Consider the following 20,581-nt stretch of genomic DNA (forward strand, 5'->3'; position numbering starts at 1 on the left):
CAGGATCATCCTAACCCCTTGCAGCATTTAATTTTAGCTCGATCACCAAATAGGGCAACTACGTTGTTGCGGGGGGAAATTGCCGCCGAAAGGCAAGTCAGACAGAAGGCTTGCCAGTCACCAAATAGGGTCGTTTATTAACTATTTTGCCAAAAAACACTATTATTCTAGTCAAAAAGGACAAATACGGCTTGTATTTTAATGCCAGCAGTCTTTAAATCAGCACGTTGAACAAAGTTTTGGTGCTAGGATTCATGGTAATCCTGACATCCCTTTCCACTTCAAAGCACTATGGAGGGTTTCCTAACATGGCGAAAGTTGCTGCAAAAAAACCACCGACTAAGACCGAGATCTATGCCAGTATCGCTGAGACGACCGGCCTGACGAAGAAGAACATCAGTGAAGTCTTCGATGCACTTAACGATGAGATCACCAAGGCACTCGGCAAGAAAGGCCCCGAGACCTTTACGATTCCCGGACTGTGCAAGATTGTTGTCCAGAAGAAGCCGGCCACACCAGCACGTGAGGGTATTAATCCATTCACTGGCGAAAAGACGATGTTCAAGGCCAAGCCGGCTCGCAACATTATCAAGATCCGTCCCCTGAAGAAACTCAAAGACATGGTCTAAGCTGACCGCTCTGAGTGCTGTGACAGACCTCTTGCGAGGTATCGTTCACAGTCGTCCAAAATTAAGAGCCCGCTGAATCGTTCTCGTTTGTCTGCTCATTGGGCAGTTCAAAGTGTCGAACCAGCGGGCTTTTTCATGCGCGACGTATTTCAAATAGAAATTCGGCAAGAACAGGGAGATTCCCAAACCCAGGCTGCTCAAGGCGATAAGAGGGAGTGGTCAGGGCCGGGATCGAACCGGCGACACTCGGATTTTCAGTCCGATGCTCTACCAACTGAGCTACCTGACCCCACCGAAGTGAACAAGCAATCACTAGAGGAATTCCCATGGTAAAACCGGCTTAGAAGCGTGTCAATTGGCTCAGCACAAGCTTTGCGCAACTTGACAGTGCGGAAAACCTCAAACTAATATGTCACGTAGGTAAAGATTGGCTATCGAATGGCCAAACCAGCCTACGGAACAATAACCTGAGGGGTGGCGAGTCTTAAATGTTCGGAGTAACTAGCTGCGCATTGAACGACCTCAAGCCTCTTCGTGGACGCCATTCTGGCTATTTATCCGTTGTAATGCTTCTCTTGTTGGCGCCTTACTGGACTCTTTCGAAGTGTCAGGCAGTCACCCCAGATAGCCCTGAAGTCAGAGAGTTGGTCAATCGAGGTCTTAAATTCCTAGAATCTCACACCGACGAGCGACTCGGTGGCCGTTGTCTGGTGGCTTTGTCCTTCGTCAAGACTGGAGCATCTCCCGAGCATCCCCGCATTAAAGAAGCTGTCGCTGCGTGTGAGGCCACGACTGCCGAAAAAATGCGAAACGACAGCGTCTACAGCAATGGTTTGGCGATCATTTTTTTGGCAGAACTTGATCCGGTCAAATACCGCAGCCTCATTGAAAGATTCGCTGGAGCATTGGCAAATCGTCAGAAACCCCATGGTGGCTGGGGCTATGAGGTTTACCAAACAGGTGATACTTCTCAGACACAGTATGCGATCCTGTCCTATTGGGAGTTGATGCAAATCGGTTTGGCTCCCAGTGTAAAATCTGTTGAATCAGCTGCGAACTGGTTACTGCGTACTCAGGATCCCAGCGGGTCGTGGGGATACCAGGGCAAAGACCCAGGTGATTTCAAGCTGATAGAACAAACCGACACTACGGTAAGCATGCTGGCGGCGGGACTTGGAAGCACTCTCATTGCCGCGAATATCTTAGGGACAATGCAACCAGGCGAAGATCCCGATGCAGACACCACGGCAAAAGAGGAATTACCTTCAGCCTTGCAAGAGGCGAAGAGCGAAGTAAAAAAGATACGCACGCTATCCGGAGGCAATCTCGATCGTGAACAGGTGCTTAGGGCTACCGAAGCGGGGAATACCTGGTTCGGCAAGAATTTCAATAAGAATCTAGAGGCTGAGTATCCTTACTATACGCTGTATTCCATCGAACGATACAAGAGCTTTGAGGACTTCTTGGCGGGAAATGTGGACGAAGAACCATCATGGTATCAAACGGGTTACGAGTACATCAAAAAAAAACAGAAGAAAGACGGTTCCGTTACCAGTCCGGCTGAATCTCCTTGTGCTACTGCATTCGCTATCCTGTTCTTGATTCGTTCTACTCAGCAAAGCATCAAAGCCAGTCTCGGTGAGGGAACCTTAGTTGGAGGGCGCGGTTTGAGTGCAAACCTGGCGCGAATGAAACTTCAGAAAGGTCGCCTCGTTAAGGAAAAAAAGCCTACGGAAATAGATAACTTTCTGAGTCTACTAGAATCTACGGCTGGACCAGAGCTAGACGCCTTGCTGAGTGAAAGTTCGGGGATCGATGTGAATAACATTAGTCCCGAGGAGATTCGCCACCTGGAGCAGTTGGTTAAAACGGGATCGCCCGAAGTTCGGCTCATGGCCGTCGAAGGACTCGCCTCGCTGCGCAGCCTGGACTACGTTCCGTCGTTGCTTTATGCACTGACAGATCCAGATAAGAGGGTTGTCCGTGCTGCCCGTGATGGTTTGCAATTTGTCAGTCGACGTTTCCATGGCTTCGGGCCGGATGACAATTTTACTGACAAGGAGCGCTACGATTCTTTGGAGCAATGGAAGAATTGGTATCGTAGTGTGCGTCCGAATGCCCCAATCGCTCCCTGACCACGATTGCATGAATTTTAGCTAAGAGTATCAATGCCCACTGCTCAATCAACTTCTGTAACTGAGAAAGTCCAGCGGGGCAAGAAATATCAATTATCGGTCAATACCTATGACCGCACTGCGACGATGATCATCGCGCTCTTGATTTTGGTTGGATTCGCAGTCTTGGGTCTGATGATCGTTTTTTTTGCCGACAAGTTTAAGTCGTCTGTGCAGCCCATCCCTGTGGTGCCAGTTGAGGCCACGAGCGCCAATGCTAATCAGGGCTTGGCTGCTGAACCCGATCCACCTGGAAGCGAAGAAGCGGAAGAACTCGAAGACCCTCAATTGGAAGACATGCTCGAGACGCTCACCGATGCCGTCACAGCCAAAGAGGTCCTGCTTTCGGATCAAGACCTCGAAGCCGAAGACATTGCAGGCAAAGGAAAAGGGCTTGGTGACGCCAGGATGGCAGGGACCGGGAACGACGGAGTCATCGAGCGAGTCCCCCGATGGGAACGCTGGAAATTTCGCTTTGAACCGAAATCCCCAAGTGAATTCGCAGAATGGCTTGATTACAATAAGATCGAGATTGGCGTGCTTGGTCGCGACAATTTGGTCCACTACGCATTCGATCTGAGCAAAAGCAACAAGCAGACACGCGTGGGTGAGCCCACGAAGGATTCGCGGGGATACACTTCCGCGGCAGATGGCCCGATGCCCGCGCTCACGGAACGGCTCGCCAGAGAAGCGGGTGTTGCCAAAGAAGGCAATATCGTGCTTTTATTCTATCCATTTGAAGTAGAAAGCATTCTCTGGACCTTGGAAAATAAGTATTCTGATGGACGCGATGTGAACACAATCCGTGAGACAGTTTTCACGGTGGTCCATGATGGGTCGCAGTTCGTTTTTGAAGTCGTTGACCAACGATATTTTTGAAGTTTAGTCGAAGGTGATTGCCCGATATGGAAACTCTCTTTGGAATCCTGAACAATTGCGTCTATGGCGTATTGGCCATGCTGGCATTGTGGGGCGCTTATTGCGTCATCCTCGTCTGGCGACGCGTGGGTCAAACCCGTTTTGCTGATGAAGAAGATCAAGATGAGTTTCTCGTCGAATTGGAGCAGGCGCTCGAAATGAAGAACTACGGGGCAGTTACCGAGCTATGTGAAGATGATCGCCGAGCCATGCCTCAACTAGCTTTGTACGCGGTGAACAATCGTAATCTTGGATACGACAAACTACGCCGACGCGTAGCAGAGCGGTTTCAGCAGGATGTACTTTCTGACATCGAACATCGCCTGAGTTGGGTAGGGACCGTTATTAAGAGTGCCCCGATGATCGGTTTGTTAGGGACAGTAATGGGCATGATGGGTGCTTTCGCTAATCTTAGTAGCGGTGACAAAGTGGATACCGTCCAAATGGCTTCGGACATTCAGTTTGCTTTGATCACGACTGCCTTGGGGCTGGCTATCGCCGTTCCATTGGTTCTGTCTACCGCCAGTATTAATATCCGCATTCGCAAGATGGAAGATCTTGTGGGTGTCGGCATGTCGAGATTGTTTGAAGCTTTGAAGTTTGCCCAAGCTTAGATGCCGTTCGAATGTAGTTGACTACCAGCATTAAATGAAAAGATTCAATATCCGTGAATGATTCAATAGAGACAGACGATTGGACCGCTGGTGGAGTCATGCCGGCCAGGAGCTCGCGGGTAGAAGACGCGGAGATGGACATCACTCCGATGATCGACATTACCTTCCTGCTGCTGATATTCTTCCTTGTCTGCTCGACCCCTGATCAGAAGACAGCGATTGAGCTGCCGAAAGCGAAGTACGGAAAAGGCGTGGGGGAGCGAAATTCAGTAATTTTTACCGTCAGCGATGAAGGGGTCGACAATGCCCCGATTTACCTCGGTGACGGCAAGATAGATGCGGCTCGGTTAAGCGACGACCCTGACGAGCAGAGCGATCTCATTGTGGAAGCCGTCGAGAAAGGACGTCGAGAAGAGAACAAGGAGAACGTCCTCATCAAGGCGGATCGCAATGTGGCCTACCGAGAAGTCGAACGCGTGGTGAAGGCGGCCTCGCGGGTCGAAGGTGCCAAGATCTACCTAGCTGTTATGGAATCCAATTAGCAATCGCTCGGCTTACGTACCCAGAAGTTGAAGAGAATGGCAGAAGAAGTTCATTACAGCGAAGACGCGATCACTCGCCACCGCTCGCATCGTGGCGAAGATGAGATGGACTTGACCCCTATGGTCGATGTGACGTTTTTGTTGTTGATTTTTTTCATGATTACCGCCGCCTTTGCCCTGCAGAAGTCGTTGGAGATTCCACCTGTTAAAGAACAGGAGGGAGCCGTCACACAAACTGTCGATGACTTGGAAAAGGACTCGATTGTAGTGAGAGTCGATGAAGACAACGTTTTTTGGATTTCTGGTCCTTCTTCGCCGGAAGAACAACGGGCTACGAGCGCGCAAGAGATGATCGTCAAACTCCGGAAAGTTCGCGAGGAAAGCCCGTCGGGGGCGGCAAAGATGCTGGTGCAAGCGAACGGCGATGCGCGCCACGAATTCGTCGTGGCCGCCCTCGATGCAGGGACTGGGGTGGGCATGGAAGAAATACGGTTGATGAGCTACGAAGAAGGCGATTTTGATTTTTAATGCGTAAGCGAGCATTTAAGTGATAGGAAGTCCTGCTCGGCTACAACAGTAAATACAAGACTCACCATGAAGACATCAGATTTTCTCGACATCTTGGAACATCGCAAGTTGGCGCCAACCAACGTAATTGCCAAGCTCCGCGCTAAGGCCGAGAAAGACCAGCATCGTGTGACCCCTCAAGCGATCCTAAAGTATCTAGTAAAAAAAGAGATCATCCCAAGATCCGTGGCCTATCAACTCTTGAAGACCACGCTCACGGTATCGTCTAACGCAGAGTCGAGCATTATGGGCTTCGTTCCCTTGCCAGAGACTCCTCTTGCAGGTCAAGAAACGTCGGGCTCGGTCCTCGATGATGATGTTGTCACGCTCGCGCCGGTAGACTCACGGCAAAATCTGAGCATTGACCAAATCGAGAATGCAGTGTCAGCGTCCAGTGACGTCCGAGACGAGGCTCCTGATCCTGGAGAACCAGATAGTCCACATCTCTCGTCGCTTGCTTCCATGTCAAGCGTTGCCAAAGCACAGGAAGATTCAGAGGCAGTCTTTGACGAGATTGCTACTGAACCCACTAAATCGAAGCCTAAGAGAAAAAAGCAGAAAAACAAAAATGAATGGGACTCCTCACTCATCCTTTATGGTGGTGGCGGCTTGCTCGTGCTGATTATCTCGGGGGTTGTGATCTATTACCTTCTCAATCGAGAGAATGCTGACCTCGTTCTCCAGCAAGCTGGTGACTACTTTGATAGCGGGTCTTATACGCAAGCGATAAGTCAGTACGAACACTTTCTCGAAGTCAATAAGGGCCATCCCCAGTACAGTGACGCCAAGGTCAAGCTGGGCATGGCTCGACTTTGGAAAGATAGTGGCAGTACAAGCGACTACGAGAATGCCTTGGAAACTGTACAAAGCGTCCTAGATGACATTCAAGATGAACCAGAGTTTCGCTCTGCGCAGCGGGACCTTGCCTCGCTCATCCCCAAGATTGCCCAAGGGTTGGCAGGTCAAGCTGAAGAGGCGACTGAACCGGAGCTGGCCCAACAGCGAGTAGAACAAACTCGTGCGGCGCTCTCCCTCGCGATGAACACTAAATACATTCCTAAGCAGTTTCGCGATGAAGTGCAAATAAGTGAGATTGAGCAATCGCTGTTGCGCGTCGAACGTGCCCGGCAGCAAAATCTCGATCTTGCCGAGACACTCGAGAAGGTCGACAAGGCACTTGCCGAACAAGACATTGCGGCTGCCTATGAACTTCATGGCCAACTTTTGGAAAAGCATCCAGCGCTAATGCGCGACGACACCTTGGCTGCAAAAGTAAAATCAATATCTGAAGCTGAGGCTCAGGCAATAAAGTTCGTCTCAGAATCGCGGGAGGCCGAGTCGGGACCGCGCCAAAATTCCATAGTCGCTACACTTACTCTTGCTGACCAGCAGGTCAAGTCTGTCAGCGAAGCAGAAGGAACCTTAGCGATCCGCCTCTCTGGTGCTGTCTACGCACTGCGGGCCAGTGATGGCAAGCTTCTCTGGCGTGAGTACCTGGGTAATGGCCCAGATTGTGCACCTATCCAACTGGGTAATGGGGACTATTTGGTCACTGACATCCTGCACCGGGAAGTTGCGCGCTTAGAAGGGGATTCGGGAAAGGTGCTTTGGCGGCTGGCATTTGATACGCCTTTGATGCAACCTGTTCTCTCAGGAGAACAAATATTTGTTGCGGATCAAGATGGCAAGCTGCATGTCGTTGAGGTCTCTACGGGGAAGTCGGTAGGATATATCCAGTTCAGTCAAAAGCTGGCCGTACCGCCGACCATCGACGAAAGTAAGCGCCGATTGTACGTTCCAGGAGCTCACTCGAGTCTGTATACGATATCAACGGACGACTACACTTGTCTGGGTGTCTACTATCTAGGACATAGTGCGGACAGCATTGCAGTTCCCGTAGCTAAAATATTGAACAAGGTTCTAGTCGCGGTTAACACAGGACTTACCACAAGTAAACTTTCCGTTCATTCGATTTCTGAAAAGGGCCTTACCCAAAAAGTCGAAACCGAGAAGAGGCTCACCGGTACAGTTGATACGCCACTATTGGTCGATGGGAGGCGTCTTGTCGTACTCACCAGTCTTGGCCAAATTTCCGCTTATGATGTGGCAAGTAGCGAAGGAGATGCAGCCCTGAGCCGTATCGCAGAACGCGATCCAGAGGGGGATTCTGCGATTGCTCGCTTCGGGCTCCTTCACGATGGCAATGTATGGGTTGGAGGTCGTGAACTGAGCAAGTTGGCGATTCTTCCGACCGGCAATCGTATTCAAGTACGAAATCTAGACCAAGATTTTGCAGGGGATATCTTCGACAACCCACTGCTGTTGATTGACGGCATGGTTGTTCATGTGCGACGGCCTGCCGATCAGGCAGGTGGAATAGTAGCTGCCGTCGATTCCACGTCCGGGACGACACTATGGCAGACCCACCTCGCTGTTCCCTTGGCAGGAGCCCCCGCAATCGATCCCGTTGGGGCTCAGATTAGCGCAATCACCGCAACTGGAGCTGCCTATTTGCTTGATCGAGAAGCAATGTCCGAACGGGTGCAAAACAAAGCAGACCGTTTGTCCGGCAGACGCATTTCGTCATCGAACTTTTCAACGAGTGTTCCACTTGGTCAGAGTCGCCTTGCGGCAGGCGAATTAGGTTCAAAGAAGATCTTGCTTTTTCGTCCTGGTGTGCCTCGAGGTCCTCTGAGTTTGGTCGAACTTTCTTCACCCTTGAGTGCAGATCTCATATCTTGGGGCGAGGGGTTTGTCGCTCCGACCCACGTGGGACAGGTCTATCTTTTCTCCAGTGAAGATGGCGAACAAATTGGCTCGCCATTTCAGCCACCGCTAGAAGCAAACGAGAAGTTAGTCTGGCTCACACCTGCCGTTGTCAGTGAAGGTGGAGATTCTCAATTAGTTCTCTCTGACGAACAGAATAGTATCTATCTGATCCAACAGGAATCTGTGCCCGCCCCCCATTTGCAAGCGATTAAAAACGAAGCGTTGGGTGAACATAAACTTAAGTCCCCGATTGCTGTTAGCGGTACGGTTGCCATTGCAGGAACGAAGGGGAACTCGGTGGCTCGCTTCGAACTACCTTCGCTCGCGGCTGACGACCCCATCGACGTCGGTGGCCAAATCGTTTGGGGGCCCTTTTCTACAGGCAGTGGTTTTGTATTCAGCACGGATGTGGGTGAAATCGTATACATGCAAGGAGATGGCAAGATCACGTGGAAAACACCTCTAGGCGATAGATTACCAGCCGGAGTTCCCGTGGCTGACGAAGCCAGCCTGCTCATTGCGTGGCAACTTCATGGTATCTCAAGACTGAATCTTGCCGATGGCCAGGAACTAGCTAGTGTGTCACTTGACCAGGCAATTGTGGCGGGACCAGTGCCATTCGGTCGTCGTCTTGTACTTGCTGCCTCGGATGGCACGCTCCTGATCGTAAATCAACCAGAACCGTGAAATGCTGTACTTTAATGTCGAATCGTTTCGCCCATTACTTCTGGCTCAATTGCCTGAGCAACCTGCTCACGACGCTTTTCCTGTTATGCGCTTGCGATTGTCTAGCTGTTGCTGAAGATACCAAAGAAGAGAAAGTTCAGACACGGCTGATCGATCAATATCCCTTTGACCGAATCATACTTGACGCGACTAATAACAACACAGTTCTCAATCTGCAACTCTTGGACTTCCCTAATCGGAAAGTTCCCAATCCCTTTCCGACCAGTGGCACATTGGAGGTTCGGCGACTTAGTGATCCGACGAAGCTATACACGATCAATTGGTCAGCCATTGCTAAGATTGAGCTCTACGAAGACCTTGTTCTGCAGGAAGCGCAAGCTTACGTCAGCTCTGGTAAATTGGATGAGGCCTACGCTAATTTAGAATTTCTGCACAAGAATTACTCCGATTTAGCTGGCTTACAGTTAGTGACAGAAAACTATCTCCAGCAGGATGCCTTATCCTCTTTTTCTGACGAGCGATACGACGAGTCGTTGGCGATCCTCTCAGCCTTGTACGATGTCAATCCCCAGAGGCAAGGTCTGACGAAAGCAGTCGAAGGCGTTTCCAATCGGTTGATCCGCCAATTAATGACGAACAAAGATTATGGGGCAGCCAGAGCTGTGCTCGAATCGCTCTCCAAGAGCTTCTCAAAGTTAGACCTCTCCAATTTGTCAAGCTGGCGCAAGAAGTTTTCCTCCGACGCCGAAGCTCAATTGGCGATTGGCCGTCAAGCGATGGAGAAGAATGATTATGAAACATCACGGCAAGCAGTCCGTCGTTCCTTAGCCATTCTTCCAGATCTCGAAGCTGCCCAAAAGCTATTGACAGAAATAGACCGCCTTTCGCCCCAAATGATCGTCGGGGTAGGACAACTTTCTCTGGCTCGTAAATCGGCCCCTCTGCAAGAGTGGGCAGAGCAGCGAGTTTCGCGGCTCTTGTCTCCCTCTTTTGTAGAACTCGTTGGAGTCGGCGCCGAAGGGGGCGAGTATGCTTGCCATTGGGCTGATATTGAGGTTGATGATTCTGGCATGAAGACAAGTGTTATCCTTAAAGATAATGCCCTTCACCTGGGTATTACACCAGCTAGCATGGTGCTTCAGTTATTAAGGATGGCTGAGCCTTCGAACGAGTACTACCGGGCTGATTTCGCGGTTGCGTTTCGTCAGGTTGAAATAATCGACGGCTTGGAAGTTTCTATAGGGTGGCGATTTCCCCCTGTGAAACCCATTGCCTATCTGCAGATTCCCCTCTCGCGACTTGTGAAGGAGACTGCTGCTCCCCCTTATCGTGCTTCATTTCAGGATGATGAGCCTGACATAGTACGATTTGAAGCATCTGAGGATGACAAGTTCCACGGCCCTAAGATAATCATCGAGCAGAAGTTTGAGGATGACGAAGCCGCCATCCTTGCGTTCAGTCGGCGAGAGATCGAAGTACTCGAAGATATTGCCCCTTGGAATTACGTTCGGATGGGTCAAATCCGCGATATTGTCGTTTCGGCGTATCGTATGCCTACCGTTCATGTTCTGCTTGGTAACTACGAGTCACCGATAATTCGCCGTCGTGAGTTTCGCAGGGCATTGTGTTATGGAATTGATCGAGAGCGATTGCTTTCCGAAGTGCTCGCAGTAGGAAGCAATCGTCCTGGATTCCGAGTGCTAAGCGGCCCAATCCCCGCAGGCTTCACTATCGGCGATTTCATTGGTTATGGATACAAACAACAGATTCAACCCCATCCCTATGAACCAAGGCTTGCTGCAGTTCTCAATGCTACGGCCAAGGCGGCTGTGGCTAAAAAAGCAGCTGGGGGTAAAGACGCCAAGAAACCAGACGGTGAAAAGCAGGACGAAACCAATGTCAAGCCCGATCCGCTCATTCTGATCCATCGAGAAAATACAGTCGCTCGTACGATGTGTCAGCTCATCAAGCGACAACTTGAGGCGATTGGAATACCGATCGAAGTAAAAGAGCTTTCACTTACGGACGATATCAACGAACTGGCTTGGGACCTGCGCTATGCGGAACTCAGCTTCGATGAACCCTTGATTGATGCCCAGCGGCTCTTTGGGCCTCATGGTCTGGCGGGGCGATGCAGCCCCAGCATGAATTTGGCATTGGTTGAACTCGATAAAGCCACCAACTGGAACGATGCCCGCAGCAGGCTTCAGGAAATACATCAGATCGCTTTCAACGACCTCCCGGTGATTCCGCTATGGCAGACTCCGAAGTTCTTTGCCACTCAAAAGACCTTGACCGGTGTAGGAAAGTCCCCGGTTACCCTGTATCAGAACATTTCCGATTGGCGTAACACGTTTCAGCTAGGGAGTCCTTAGCTATGCATTGGGACTCAAGCAAAATGAAGACTCGCTTATCACTTCCCTCGAATAGGCTGGACTGGGTTGTTTGCGTGGCCTTGTTATTCAGCATCGCGGTTCCATGTTGGGCACTCGATGATAAGTCGTGGGAATTGGCTCCCTATCGCGTCCAATTGCTCGTCGTTGTTGATTCTTCAGCTAGACCCGGAGCAATCACTGCCGAACAGTTCTCGGCAGATCTCAAGCAGCGAATTCGGACGACGCTTTATCCTTTATGGAGCGTAGAGCTCGTATTACCCCAGGCAGCAGATCGCACGCGCCAACTTAGTGGACTTGGCAACTTGGAGGACGAATCGGAGCAGTCGGAGACTGTCCGATTTGATAAGAGAATTTATATCACAGCTAAGGTAAGTCCTCTGGGAATCTCGCTAAGTAGCCGAGAACTCGACATCTACACTGGCCGGTGGACGCCTGTTCTTAACAAGTTAGTTCGCCAAGATCACATGGTGACGCATGCGAGCTTGGAACTTCTATGCCAAGTTTTTGCTCCGCTGGCAATGATTCATGCCGACCCCAATGACGAGGAGCATGTATCGCTTGTGTTTAAAGGCGCGGATCTGCCGCGACAAACGGACGAGCCGTTATTCGTTCATAGAAATGATCTTTTCCAACCGCTCTTAGTCAGGCTAAGTCGTACCAGCGGAGCAGCACCCGAGACGATTGTCGACGTCCCCTGGACCTATGTCGTTGCAGAAGAACCGGAGGACGCTGGTTGGCTTTGTCGTGTTTATACCGGTACGCGTCGCCCTTTTGGAACTCGCCGACGTGGTCGCGTTGAACTCATGGCCATCGCGCTCAAGGCCCCACTTTACGAAACCCAGGTTCGCTTTCACGCCAGCCATGATGAGTCGCAGAGTTTACGTGGTTACGAAGTCTTTGAGCAAGAGCCAGAAACAGGTGAATACAAGCTTTTAGGAGTGACGAACTATCAAGGATTAATTCCTGTCACGAGGACCGATGCACCTGTGCGGATGCTCATCTTGCGGAGTGACAATCAACTCCTGGCTAAGGTTCCCGTTGTTCCAGGCGTTCGTACACTGGCAGAGATACCCATCGCCGACGATATGGCCCGCCTGCTCGTGCAGGAGGATCTTGAAGCTCTTAAAGAAAAGTTAATTGACGTAGTCGCTCGTCGCAATATTATCATGGCAAGAGTTCGGGCTTTTCTTGAACAAGACAACCTTGACGAGGCACAAAAACTATTGACCGAATTGAACGCTCTTCCGAATCGAGGTGACTTTGCCCAAGAGATCAAATCGCTTCAAGATCTCACTGGGTCGGGAGCGAATAGCCAATATCACTCTGACAATCCTCGAATTCAGGCCAAAATTGGCAAGCTCCTGGACAATACTGGTACTCTCTTGGGTCGCTTCCTCGGGGTAAGAGAGATTACCCAATTAGAAAACGAAGTCCGGGAGTACCAGCGAAGCCAACCAAATTAGTCGACACGCAATTGTCCCTTTGTGCCAACAACGACATTCTCATTGATTTGCTAGAAAATTCTGGGCGATCTCATCTATCCTGAATAAAAAGGGTTAGTGATCTGCACTGGTAGGTGTAGAATAGTATGGGGTGTTTCTAAATGGCTTCTCACAAGGCAACTTCTGTGTTGATTAGACGACTGTTTCTTGCTGCACCGATCTTGGTCTTTATTCTTCTCGATCTCAGAGCTCATTCTGCTGAAGTGCCAATGATGGAGATGGGCTCCGCAGAGATGCAAGACACCGATGGCATGGGAGGGGCTGCGTCACCCGAAATCGGGGCGAATTCCACTTCTTCGCAATCTTCTGCGAATCGCAGGCTAAGCCCAACTCAAGTAGACCCTGACCTCGCCAGAGAAGTCGCCGCTTCAGCTGCTGAGATTGATCGCATGGTCTTGGAGAAGCTCAAGGCTGAGAAGGTTCGCCCGAATCCCAAGTCTAATGACATGCAGTTTGTGCGGAGAATTTATCTTGACATCACGGGGACCATACCGACCGCTCAACAAGCGTCAGCGTTCCTGAATAAACCGCGCAGCGGCAACAAGCGGGCTGAGTTGATTGATGAGTTACTGAATTCCACTGGCTACGTAAGCCATAGTTTTAATTACTGGGCAGACATCTTGCGATTGAAGGACCAGCCGAATGGAAGGGTCTTCAGCCAGCCCTACAACGAGTGGATCAAGGACACGCTTGCCAACGACATGCCATATGACGCGTTCGTGCATCAACTTCTCGCTGCAGAAGGGCGTACTTGGGAAAATCCGGCTGTCGGATATGTCTTAAGAGATGCGGGAATGCCACTGTCAAATCTCGATAACACCATTCGCATCTTTCTCGGTACGCGGATTGGTTGCGCTCAGTGCCACGACCATCCCTTCGACAAATGGACACAGCTTGAGTTCTATCACTTGGCGGCGTTCGTGAATGCCGTTGATACCAATGCAGCAAGGCGTCAGGTGAATCCGGTCGTTATGAATGCAGTCGCTGAAATTCAAGAGATTGCCAAGAAAGACGAAAAGAAGCGGAATCTGCCTGGACGTATCAACGGCGTGATTGGATTTAACCGTACAGCCGTGGCGGAAAACCGCAATCGACCCTTGCGATTGCCGCATGACTATCAATACGACGACGCCAAGCCGGGTGATATCATTGAGCCCAAAGTCTTGTTTGGCCAGCAACCTCAGTTGACCAAGAAGGGGTCCAAGCGGTCCGCCTTTGCTGAGTGGCTCACTTCGCCCGACAATCCACGATTCACCCTTACGATTGTCAATCGTTTGTGGAAGCGAGCACTAGGCGTCGGACTTATCGAACCTGTTGATGATCTCACGGACGAGACTGAAGCGACCAATCAGCCACTTCTCGATCATCTTATCGCCGAGATGAAGCGACTCAATTACAGCCAACGTGAGTTGCTCCGCATCATCTACAACACGGAGACCTATCAGAGGCAAGCCACAACACGCGATCTGGCCGCAGAAGAATCCTACTATTTTCCTGGCCCAATCCTTCGCCGCATGACTGCTGAGCAGATCTGGGATTCCTTGCTGACGCTTACCATGGACGACCCAAATGCCTATCAGCGTCCCCGGAGTGATGCCTTGATCGCAGCGGTGAAAATCGAGTCCGATCAGCCAGTGAGTAGTGAATTTTTGCTGAACAAGGCGACGCAACTTGACAAGGTGCGTCGAGAAGGCCCCGAGCAAAAGCTCAATAAGAAATTCACTCACCAAGGATCCCTCATGGCACGAGCATCCGAGTTGCCGTTGCCGCTGCCTCCGTCACACTTTTTGCGCCAGTTCGGGCAAAGTGATCGTGAGTTGATTCAAGGAGGGAGCACCGAGGGGCACGTCCCTCAGATCCTCACAATGTTCAATGGTCCCATTTCGCACAAATTACTTAATGAAGGCACGGTCATCTACGATGAAGTGGTTGCCTCCCCAGTCCTACGTGACCAGATTGACGTTATTTTTCTAAGTATTGTGGGACGCAAGCCAACTCGAACGGACTATAAGACCGCACTAACAGAAATTCAAATGAACGGCCCCGCCGGATATGGAAACGTGATCTGGGCATTGCTCAACACACGTGAGTTTCTGTTTATCCAATAGGGATTAGCACAAGCAGAAACACTAGGTGATAGCAAATATAGAGAACTGGAGATAACTAAGCCAACAGAGAAGTTAGATTGAGCTAAAGTCACTGATTCTTGCTGATAGAATAGATAGAGATCGGTATGAATTTGAATTTTCTCAATTCCTCCGTATTTCCTTTATTCTCCTGTTCACAAATTCACGTAGTCAAAGACATGTCTGGCGTAAGCTGCACAGTTCAATTCATTGTTCACTGAACGGCGATGGAAAATATGTTTGAATTCAACACAAAAAAAGCTCAGCCCTCCACTCGCCGTCGATTCATGGAACAAACGGCCCGACAGTTACTTGGCGTCAGTTTTCTGCCTTTGATGGCACCTCAGGCTCTAGCTGCGTCTTCCAAGGCGAAAGGCAAAGCAACGCAGGTCATCTACCTGTTCATGGACGGCGCTATGAGCCAACTCGACACTTTCGATCCCAAGCCAGGCAGCGATGTTCAAGGGGATACGAAAACCATCGATACCAATGTCGCTGGGGTAAAGTTTGGACAACACCTCCCTGAGTTGGCCAAGATGATGGATCAACTCGTTCTCGTCCGTTCCCTGAGTACTCAAACTGGTGATCACGACGGCGGCAAATACTTGATGCGAACCGGCTACAAATCTATCGCATCCACTCGGCACCCATCGCTCGGAGCCTGGATCCAGAAACTAGCCGGCAAAGGAAATGAAATTTTACCCGGAAGTGTGGTGATCGGCGGAGGCTCAGGTCACCCTGCAGCAGGCTACTTGGGAGCTCAGTATGCACCGGTTCCAATCGCTGATGCTCGGCGAGGAGTAGAAAATACGAAGCCCCCAAAATATCTCTCTGTCGAGCAATTTGACAACCGTATGGATCTCGCCCAGCGTTTCGACAGAGCATTTCAAAACAAATACCGCACGGCCCAGGTTTCGGGCTATGCCGATCTCTATCGTGAGGCAATCTCCTTGATGCGAAGCGACGAGTTGGCTGTCTTTGATGTCAACCTCGAGCCAGAAAACGTTCGCCAAGCGTACGGCAACGACGGATTCGCATTGGGATGCTTGTTGGCCCGTCGGCTCGTTCAGCACGGGGTGCGATTTGTGGAGGTGAATCTTGGCGGCTGGGATATGCATAACGATCTGTTTCGAAACATGGCGGGCCGCGCCCAGTTGCTCGATAAAACCGTATCAACGTTACTCAAAGACCTTAAGAGCAACGGTCTGCTGGACGAAACGCTGGTCGTCATTGGGACGGAATTCGGCCGGACTCCTGACATCAACCAGAACGCCGGTCGCGACCACCATCCAGGTGCTTTCACATGTGTGCTGGCAGGTGGAGGTGTCATCGGCGGTAACGTCTATGGATTGACAGATGGCCAGGCTCGCAAAGTCGAAGAGGACCCTGTTTCTGTGCAAGATTTTAACAGCACGATTGCCTACGCAATGGGGCTAGACCCCAGCGAGGAAATCTATTCCCCGGACAAAAGGCTTTTTACCTTGGGCCACGGTGGCGAACCGCTGGTGAAGTTATTTGGTTAGAGGCGAGGGGGATTCGCGGGCTGGCTTACAACGAACGAGTAATAGAATTCCCATCAAACCTTTGAGCCCCAAACGCTTCTATTCTGGTTTGCGTCCAATGAGGAGTGCGAGTTCGCGCCACTTCCAATAGCAATCTACATCCGTGAAGCCGATTTCTCGTAACCATTGGAGTTGACACTCTACATCCAGCAGTTTGTTGGAAGGGTCTTCTTCCGAGGGCAGGGTGTCTAACTCTCGTAGAAAGCGATGATGGACTCGTGTGGTTGGCGAAGCGACATGCTCCAGATTGCAAAACACTCCAGCAGACTCTAAGAGATTCCAGATTTCTTGATAGAGGGTGCGTTTACGTTCGTCTTCACAGTGATGAATCGCAAAGCTTGAGACCACGACATCGAACATCCCTAATTCGGGAAGTGGCTCGTCCAGATTGTGTTCGGTCAGGATAACTCGAGAATTGCCGGCGAAGCGATTGTTCGCTTCCAGTAGCATGGGTGGAGAGAAATCCAATCCCACGCCATGTGCGTTTGCACAGTGAGCCAACAGGAGATTCAAGAGATGGCCATTTCCACTCCCCAAATCAAGGATGCGGTTTGAGTCGGGGGCTACTTCGGAGATCAGCGTGGCCTCTCCCTCTTGTCGGTGAGGGATTTGAGTTAATCGTCCGAGATACTCCAAAGCATGTTCAGGCTTGGACCATTCATTGCTCATTTGTCAAACTCCGATTCATTGCCATTGACTGGCCACTGTCGTATTGTTGCGTTTTGGTTGAGCAATTTCTACTGAGTTTTTTCGCCATTTATCCAGGGCCGCGATGAAGCGATCCGCTTCGCTGAGCGGGACTTAGTTGCGCGTCGTCGCGAAATCGGTTCGCCATGCGAAGACCGAGTGGCGAAGGAATCCCTTGTCTTGAAATTAGTGTAAGATGCAATAAGTTAGATAAGTTAAGATTTGCTATTCTATCCTCCCCTTTGGTTTGTTCATGCCGCATCATTTGAATATGTCTTGGCGCTTTGTTCTTGCCCAGTTGGTATTGATTCTGCTATGCGGTGATAGCCGGACATTGTCGGCAGCGAGTCCGCCTAACGTCCTTCTGATCTTGGCAGACGACATGGGTTTTTCGGACTTGGGCTGTTATGGCGGAGAAATCGCGACGCCGAATCTTGATGCTTTGGCCGCTCAGGGCTTGAGATATACGCAATTCTACAATACTGCCCGGTGCTGGCCGACGAGGGCATCTATATTGTCAGGCTACTATGCTCAACAAGTCGGTCGCGACGCATTACCGCACGCAGGTAATCGGGGAACACGACCGTCCTGGGCGCGATTGCTTCCGGACTTGCTACGCCCGTTAGGTTATCGTTCTTATCATTCGGGAAAATGGCACATTGATGGCAATCCATTAGGCACAGGTTTCGATCATTCCTATCGGTATGAAGATTACGATCGCAATTTTACGCCGAAAGCGCATTTCTTGGACGACAAACAACTTCCCACGAAGACACTCGATGACAATTATTATTCGACGACGGCCATAGCCGATTATGCAATCTCGTTTTTACAAGGGCATCAGCAGCATCACCCTGACCAACCGTTTTTTGAATACTTGGCATTTGTGGTTCCGCATTTTCCCTTGCAGGCGCCTGCGGAGGATATTGCTCTCTATCGGACACGCTATGGGCAAGGTTGGGACGCACTGCGCAATGAGCGTTGGGCAGCGGTTCAAGAAAAACTGTTGATTCCGGGCGAACTTTCTCCACTTGAGCCGGAGATTGGACCTCCTTATGATTTTCCCAACGCAATTGCAAATCTGGGGCAGGGAGAAGTCAACCGCGAACTCTCGTGGAACAGCCTTTCACCTGCACAGCAAAGGTTTCAAGTCAGAAAGATGGCTATCCATGCCGCGATGGTGGATCGAATGGACCGAGAAATCGGACGTGTCATCGCCCAATTGCATGAGATGGGTGCCTTGGAGAATACACTAATCCTGTTCCTCTCCGACAATGGGGCGAGTGCGGAAATTATGGTCCGCGGCGACGGGCACGATCCGCAGGCCCTGGCCGGTTCGGCCAATTCATTTCTTTGCCTAGGCCCAGGTTGGTCACGGGCTTCCAATACCCCTTTCCGCCGCCATAAGACGTGGGTCCATGAAGGAGGAATTGCAACTCCGCTCGTCGTCCACTGGCCGGCGGGAATTAAGAGCCATGGTGAGCTACGCCATACCCCCGGTCACCTAATCGATCTGGCGCCGACGATTGTCGAACTTGCCGGGGGAGTCTGGCCCGAACGCTTTCAAGGGCTAACAGTTCCTCCCACCCCAGGGAGGAATCTGGCGAATTCCTTCGCCAGTGATCAGACCATCGAGCGGGATTGCCTGTGGTGGCTTCATGAAGGAAATCGTGCCCTACGCATGGGTGATTGGAAACTGGTTGCGGCAAAAGGTGAGCCATGGGAACTCTACAATCTCGCCATCGACCGTCCTGAGAATAACAATCTTGCTGCCGAGAAGCCTGAAAAAGTCCAATTGCTCCAATCGCAGTGGAATGAAATGACGAACGAATTCGAGAATTCATTCCGGAGAAAGAAATAGCATTGTGGCTTGCCGACAAACTCTTTGAGCGGGTGTTTTTGGGGAGGGTGGGCCGTGCGTGGACGTGCTCCGCTCCGACTCGCAGGACTCGGCAGCCGCGTCGAGGCTAAGGATTAGTCTACTCGCCGAAGAAGAGTAGATAGATTGCCGCACCGGCTGTGAAGACGGCGGCGGCCGCTGTGGCCAGGATAATTTTTTCCAGAGGCCATACTTTTTCTTCTTGTTTTGCTTGCTCTTCTTGTTGCCGAACTAGCAGAGAACGTTCTGTTGCGACAATTTGAGGCAATGTCATCCCTCCCAGAGACCCGGCGTCAGTTGTGTCCTCATGGACGTCTTGCGTCTCACTGGATTCGTACTCGACTGGCAAGGTGTCAGCCAGATTTGATTGGTGATCTAAGGTCCCTGAAAGCTTGGTCATTGATCCAACATGCTGACGGGCTTCAGTTTCCGCCCCAGTCACCCAGGGGCTTAGTAAGACAACCACCTCCTCTGCAGTTGCTATACGATCTGCCGGTCGTTTTTCCATGAGGGCAGTGATTACCCGGGCAAACTCATCACTCACATTGGAATTCAGCTTTTGAGGAGTCAAAGGTGTCTCTTCCAAGTTGCGACGCAGCTTGTCTGCAGTGTCTCCTCCTGGGAATGGAACTTTGCCTGTTACGGCATAGTACAACGTGCAGCCAAGTGAATAGATATCGCTGACGGTCTGCAACTTCTCTGGCGATACGATAATCTCAGGTGCTACATAGTCGGCAGTCCCGACTATGTGTCGCGGTTTCTTGCCGCTCGGAGTTTGGTGGGCATTGTGAAACGCCGCCAGCCCCAAATCCGCCAACTTGATAGCCCCTTCCGGCGTAATCAACAGGTTCCCTGGCTTGACATCACGATGCACCAGGCCACAGCGGTGCGCGTAAGCCAGTGCTTCGGCTGCCTGAGAAACTATTACCGCCGCTTCACTCATCGATAAGGGACCGTGGTTTCTGACCAACTTTCGCAAGTCAGTCCCCGGCACGTATTCGGTGACCAGGAAATAGGTATCCCCTTCTTTGTCGGCATAGGTCAAGTGGACAAGATTAGGGTGCGTAAGCTGCGCTTGTGCGCGAATCTCTTGCAGGAAACTCGCGATCGATGTGGGATTAGTTAGGTTCTTGGGCAAGACCTTGATCGCTTCAATCCGGCCCAGCAGTACATGCTCGCACTTGAAGACCCATCCCATGCCCCCGTGGCCAACAGCATCGAGAATACGATAGGCCCCCAGCGTAAATTTTGTCCGACCCAATCGCAGTTGTTCAGCCTGCCAACGATTCAAATAGCCGAGCGCAATCATTTGTGCCGATAATTGCTCGTCAGATATCTCGTCGAGCCCTTGATTCTCCGCAGGCAACGATTCGACCAGCACTTGCCAGGCGCGATCGATCTGCTCCTCGGTCAACAGACCGCTGGCCAAGCCCGCCCGTTCCAAGATGGATCGTTCAGCACGCAATTTGAAAACTCAGAAGAGGATGCTAGAGATAAGTTATTCCGGATCGCTTGTTCTCATTTTATGG

At 50.9% G+C, this 20,581-nt stretch carries 14 protein-coding genes and 1 tRNA gene; 12 read left to right on the forward strand and 3 right to left on the reverse strand.

Annotated elements, in window-relative coordinates:
- Positions 1–308: 308 nt before the first annotated feature.
- On the forward strand, positions 309–629 hold the full coding sequence (locus Pla144_RS09650; protein ID WP_146450475.1) for an HU family DNA-binding protein: 321 nt from the start codon (positions 309–311) through the stop codon (positions 627–629).
- 216 nt (positions 630–845) lie between these two features.
- Here Pla144_RS09650 and Pla144_RS09655 read toward each other — a convergent pair.
- Positions 846–918 (reverse strand) — tRNA-Phe (locus tag Pla144_RS09655).
- 199 nt (positions 919–1,117) lie between these two features.
- Here Pla144_RS09655 and Pla144_RS09660 point away from each other — a divergent pair.
- From Pla144_RS09660 to Pla144_RS09705, 10 genes are all read left to right on the forward strand, one after another.
- Positions 1,118–2,764 carry a HEAT repeat domain-containing protein gene (locus Pla144_RS09660; RefSeq protein ID WP_146450476.1) on the forward strand — a complete coding sequence of 549 codons (1,647 nt, stop codon included), beginning with the start codon at positions 1,118–1,120 and terminating at the stop codon, positions 2,762–2,764.
- A 33-nt stretch (positions 2,765–2,797) separates the two neighbouring features.
- The gene (locus tag Pla144_RS09665) at positions 2,798–3,682 is read left to right on the forward strand and encodes a hypothetical protein (protein ID WP_146450477.1); all 885 of its coding nucleotides are present in this window, start codon (positions 2,798–2,800) and stop codon (positions 3,680–3,682) included.
- A 26-nt stretch (positions 3,683–3,708) separates the two neighbouring features.
- Positions 3,709–4,335: a MotA/TolQ/ExbB proton channel family protein gene (locus tag Pla144_RS09670; RefSeq protein WP_146450478.1), complete on the forward strand. Its 627-nt coding sequence runs from the start codon at positions 3,709–3,711 to the stop codon at positions 4,333–4,335.
- Positions 4,336–4,388: 53 nt separating this feature from the next.
- Positions 4,389–4,877: an ExbD/TolR family protein gene (locus Pla144_RS09675; RefSeq protein ID WP_146450479.1), complete on the forward strand. Its 489-nt coding sequence runs from the start codon at positions 4,389–4,391 to the stop codon at positions 4,875–4,877.
- Between the two features lie 36 nt (positions 4,878–4,913).
- Entirely contained in the window at positions 4,914–5,405 is a 492-nt protein-coding gene (locus Pla144_RS09680) for an ExbD/TolR family protein (RefSeq protein WP_146450480.1), read from the forward strand.
- A gap of 66 nt (positions 5,406–5,471) precedes the next feature.
- Complete coding sequence (locus Pla144_RS09685) at positions 5,472–8,900, forward strand: outer membrane protein assembly factor BamB family protein (protein ID WP_146450481.1); 3,429 nt, start codon at positions 5,472–5,474, stop codon at positions 8,898–8,900.
- A 14-nt stretch (positions 8,901–8,914) separates the two neighbouring features.
- On the forward strand, positions 8,915–11,275 hold the full coding sequence (locus tag Pla144_RS09690) for an ABC transporter substrate-binding protein (RefSeq protein WP_146450482.1): 2,361 nt from the start codon (positions 8,915–8,917) through the stop codon (positions 11,273–11,275).
- 23 nt (positions 11,276–11,298) lie between these two features.
- Complete coding sequence (locus Pla144_RS09695) at positions 11,299–12,759, forward strand: hypothetical protein (RefSeq protein WP_146450483.1); 1,461 nt, start codon at positions 11,299–11,301, stop codon at positions 12,757–12,759.
- Between the two features lie 140 nt (positions 12,760–12,899).
- Positions 12,900–14,906, forward strand: coding sequence for a DUF1549 domain-containing protein (locus tag Pla144_RS09700; protein WP_146450484.1), 2,007 nt, complete (start codon positions 12,900–12,902; stop codon positions 14,904–14,906).
- Positions 14,907–15,160: 254 nt separating this feature from the next.
- The gene (locus Pla144_RS09705) at positions 15,161–16,447 is read left to right on the forward strand and encodes a DUF1501 domain-containing protein (RefSeq protein WP_231936289.1); all 1,287 of its coding nucleotides are present in this window, start codon (positions 15,161–15,163) and stop codon (positions 16,445–16,447) included.
- Between the two features lie 78 nt (positions 16,448–16,525).
- Here Pla144_RS09705 and Pla144_RS09710 read toward each other — a convergent pair whose 3' ends face one another.
- A complete protein-coding gene (locus tag Pla144_RS09710) occupies positions 16,526–17,155 on the reverse strand; it encodes a class I SAM-dependent methyltransferase (RefSeq protein WP_146450486.1) in 630 nt (209 codons plus the stop codon).
- Between the two features lie 289 nt (positions 17,156–17,444).
- On the opposite strand from Pla144_RS09710, the gene Pla144_RS09715 reads away from it, so the two are divergent.
- A complete protein-coding gene (locus tag Pla144_RS09715; protein WP_146450487.1) occupies positions 17,445–19,034 on the forward strand; it encodes an arylsulfatase in 1,590 nt (529 codons plus the stop codon).
- A 118-nt stretch (positions 19,035–19,152) separates the two neighbouring features.
- On the opposite strand, the gene Pla144_RS09720 is transcribed toward Pla144_RS09715, so the two are convergent.
- Positions 19,153–20,517: a serine/threonine-protein kinase gene (locus Pla144_RS09720; protein ID WP_146450488.1), complete on the reverse strand. Its 1,365-nt coding sequence runs from the start codon at positions 20,515–20,517 to the stop codon at positions 19,153–19,155.
- Positions 20,518–20,581 lie beyond the last annotated feature (64 nt).

Source organism: Bythopirellula polymerisocia, assembly GCF_007860015.1.
In the GTDB taxonomy this organism is placed as follows: Bacteria; Planctomycetota; Planctomycetia; order Pirellulales; family Lacipirellulaceae; genus Bythopirellula; species Bythopirellula polymerisocia.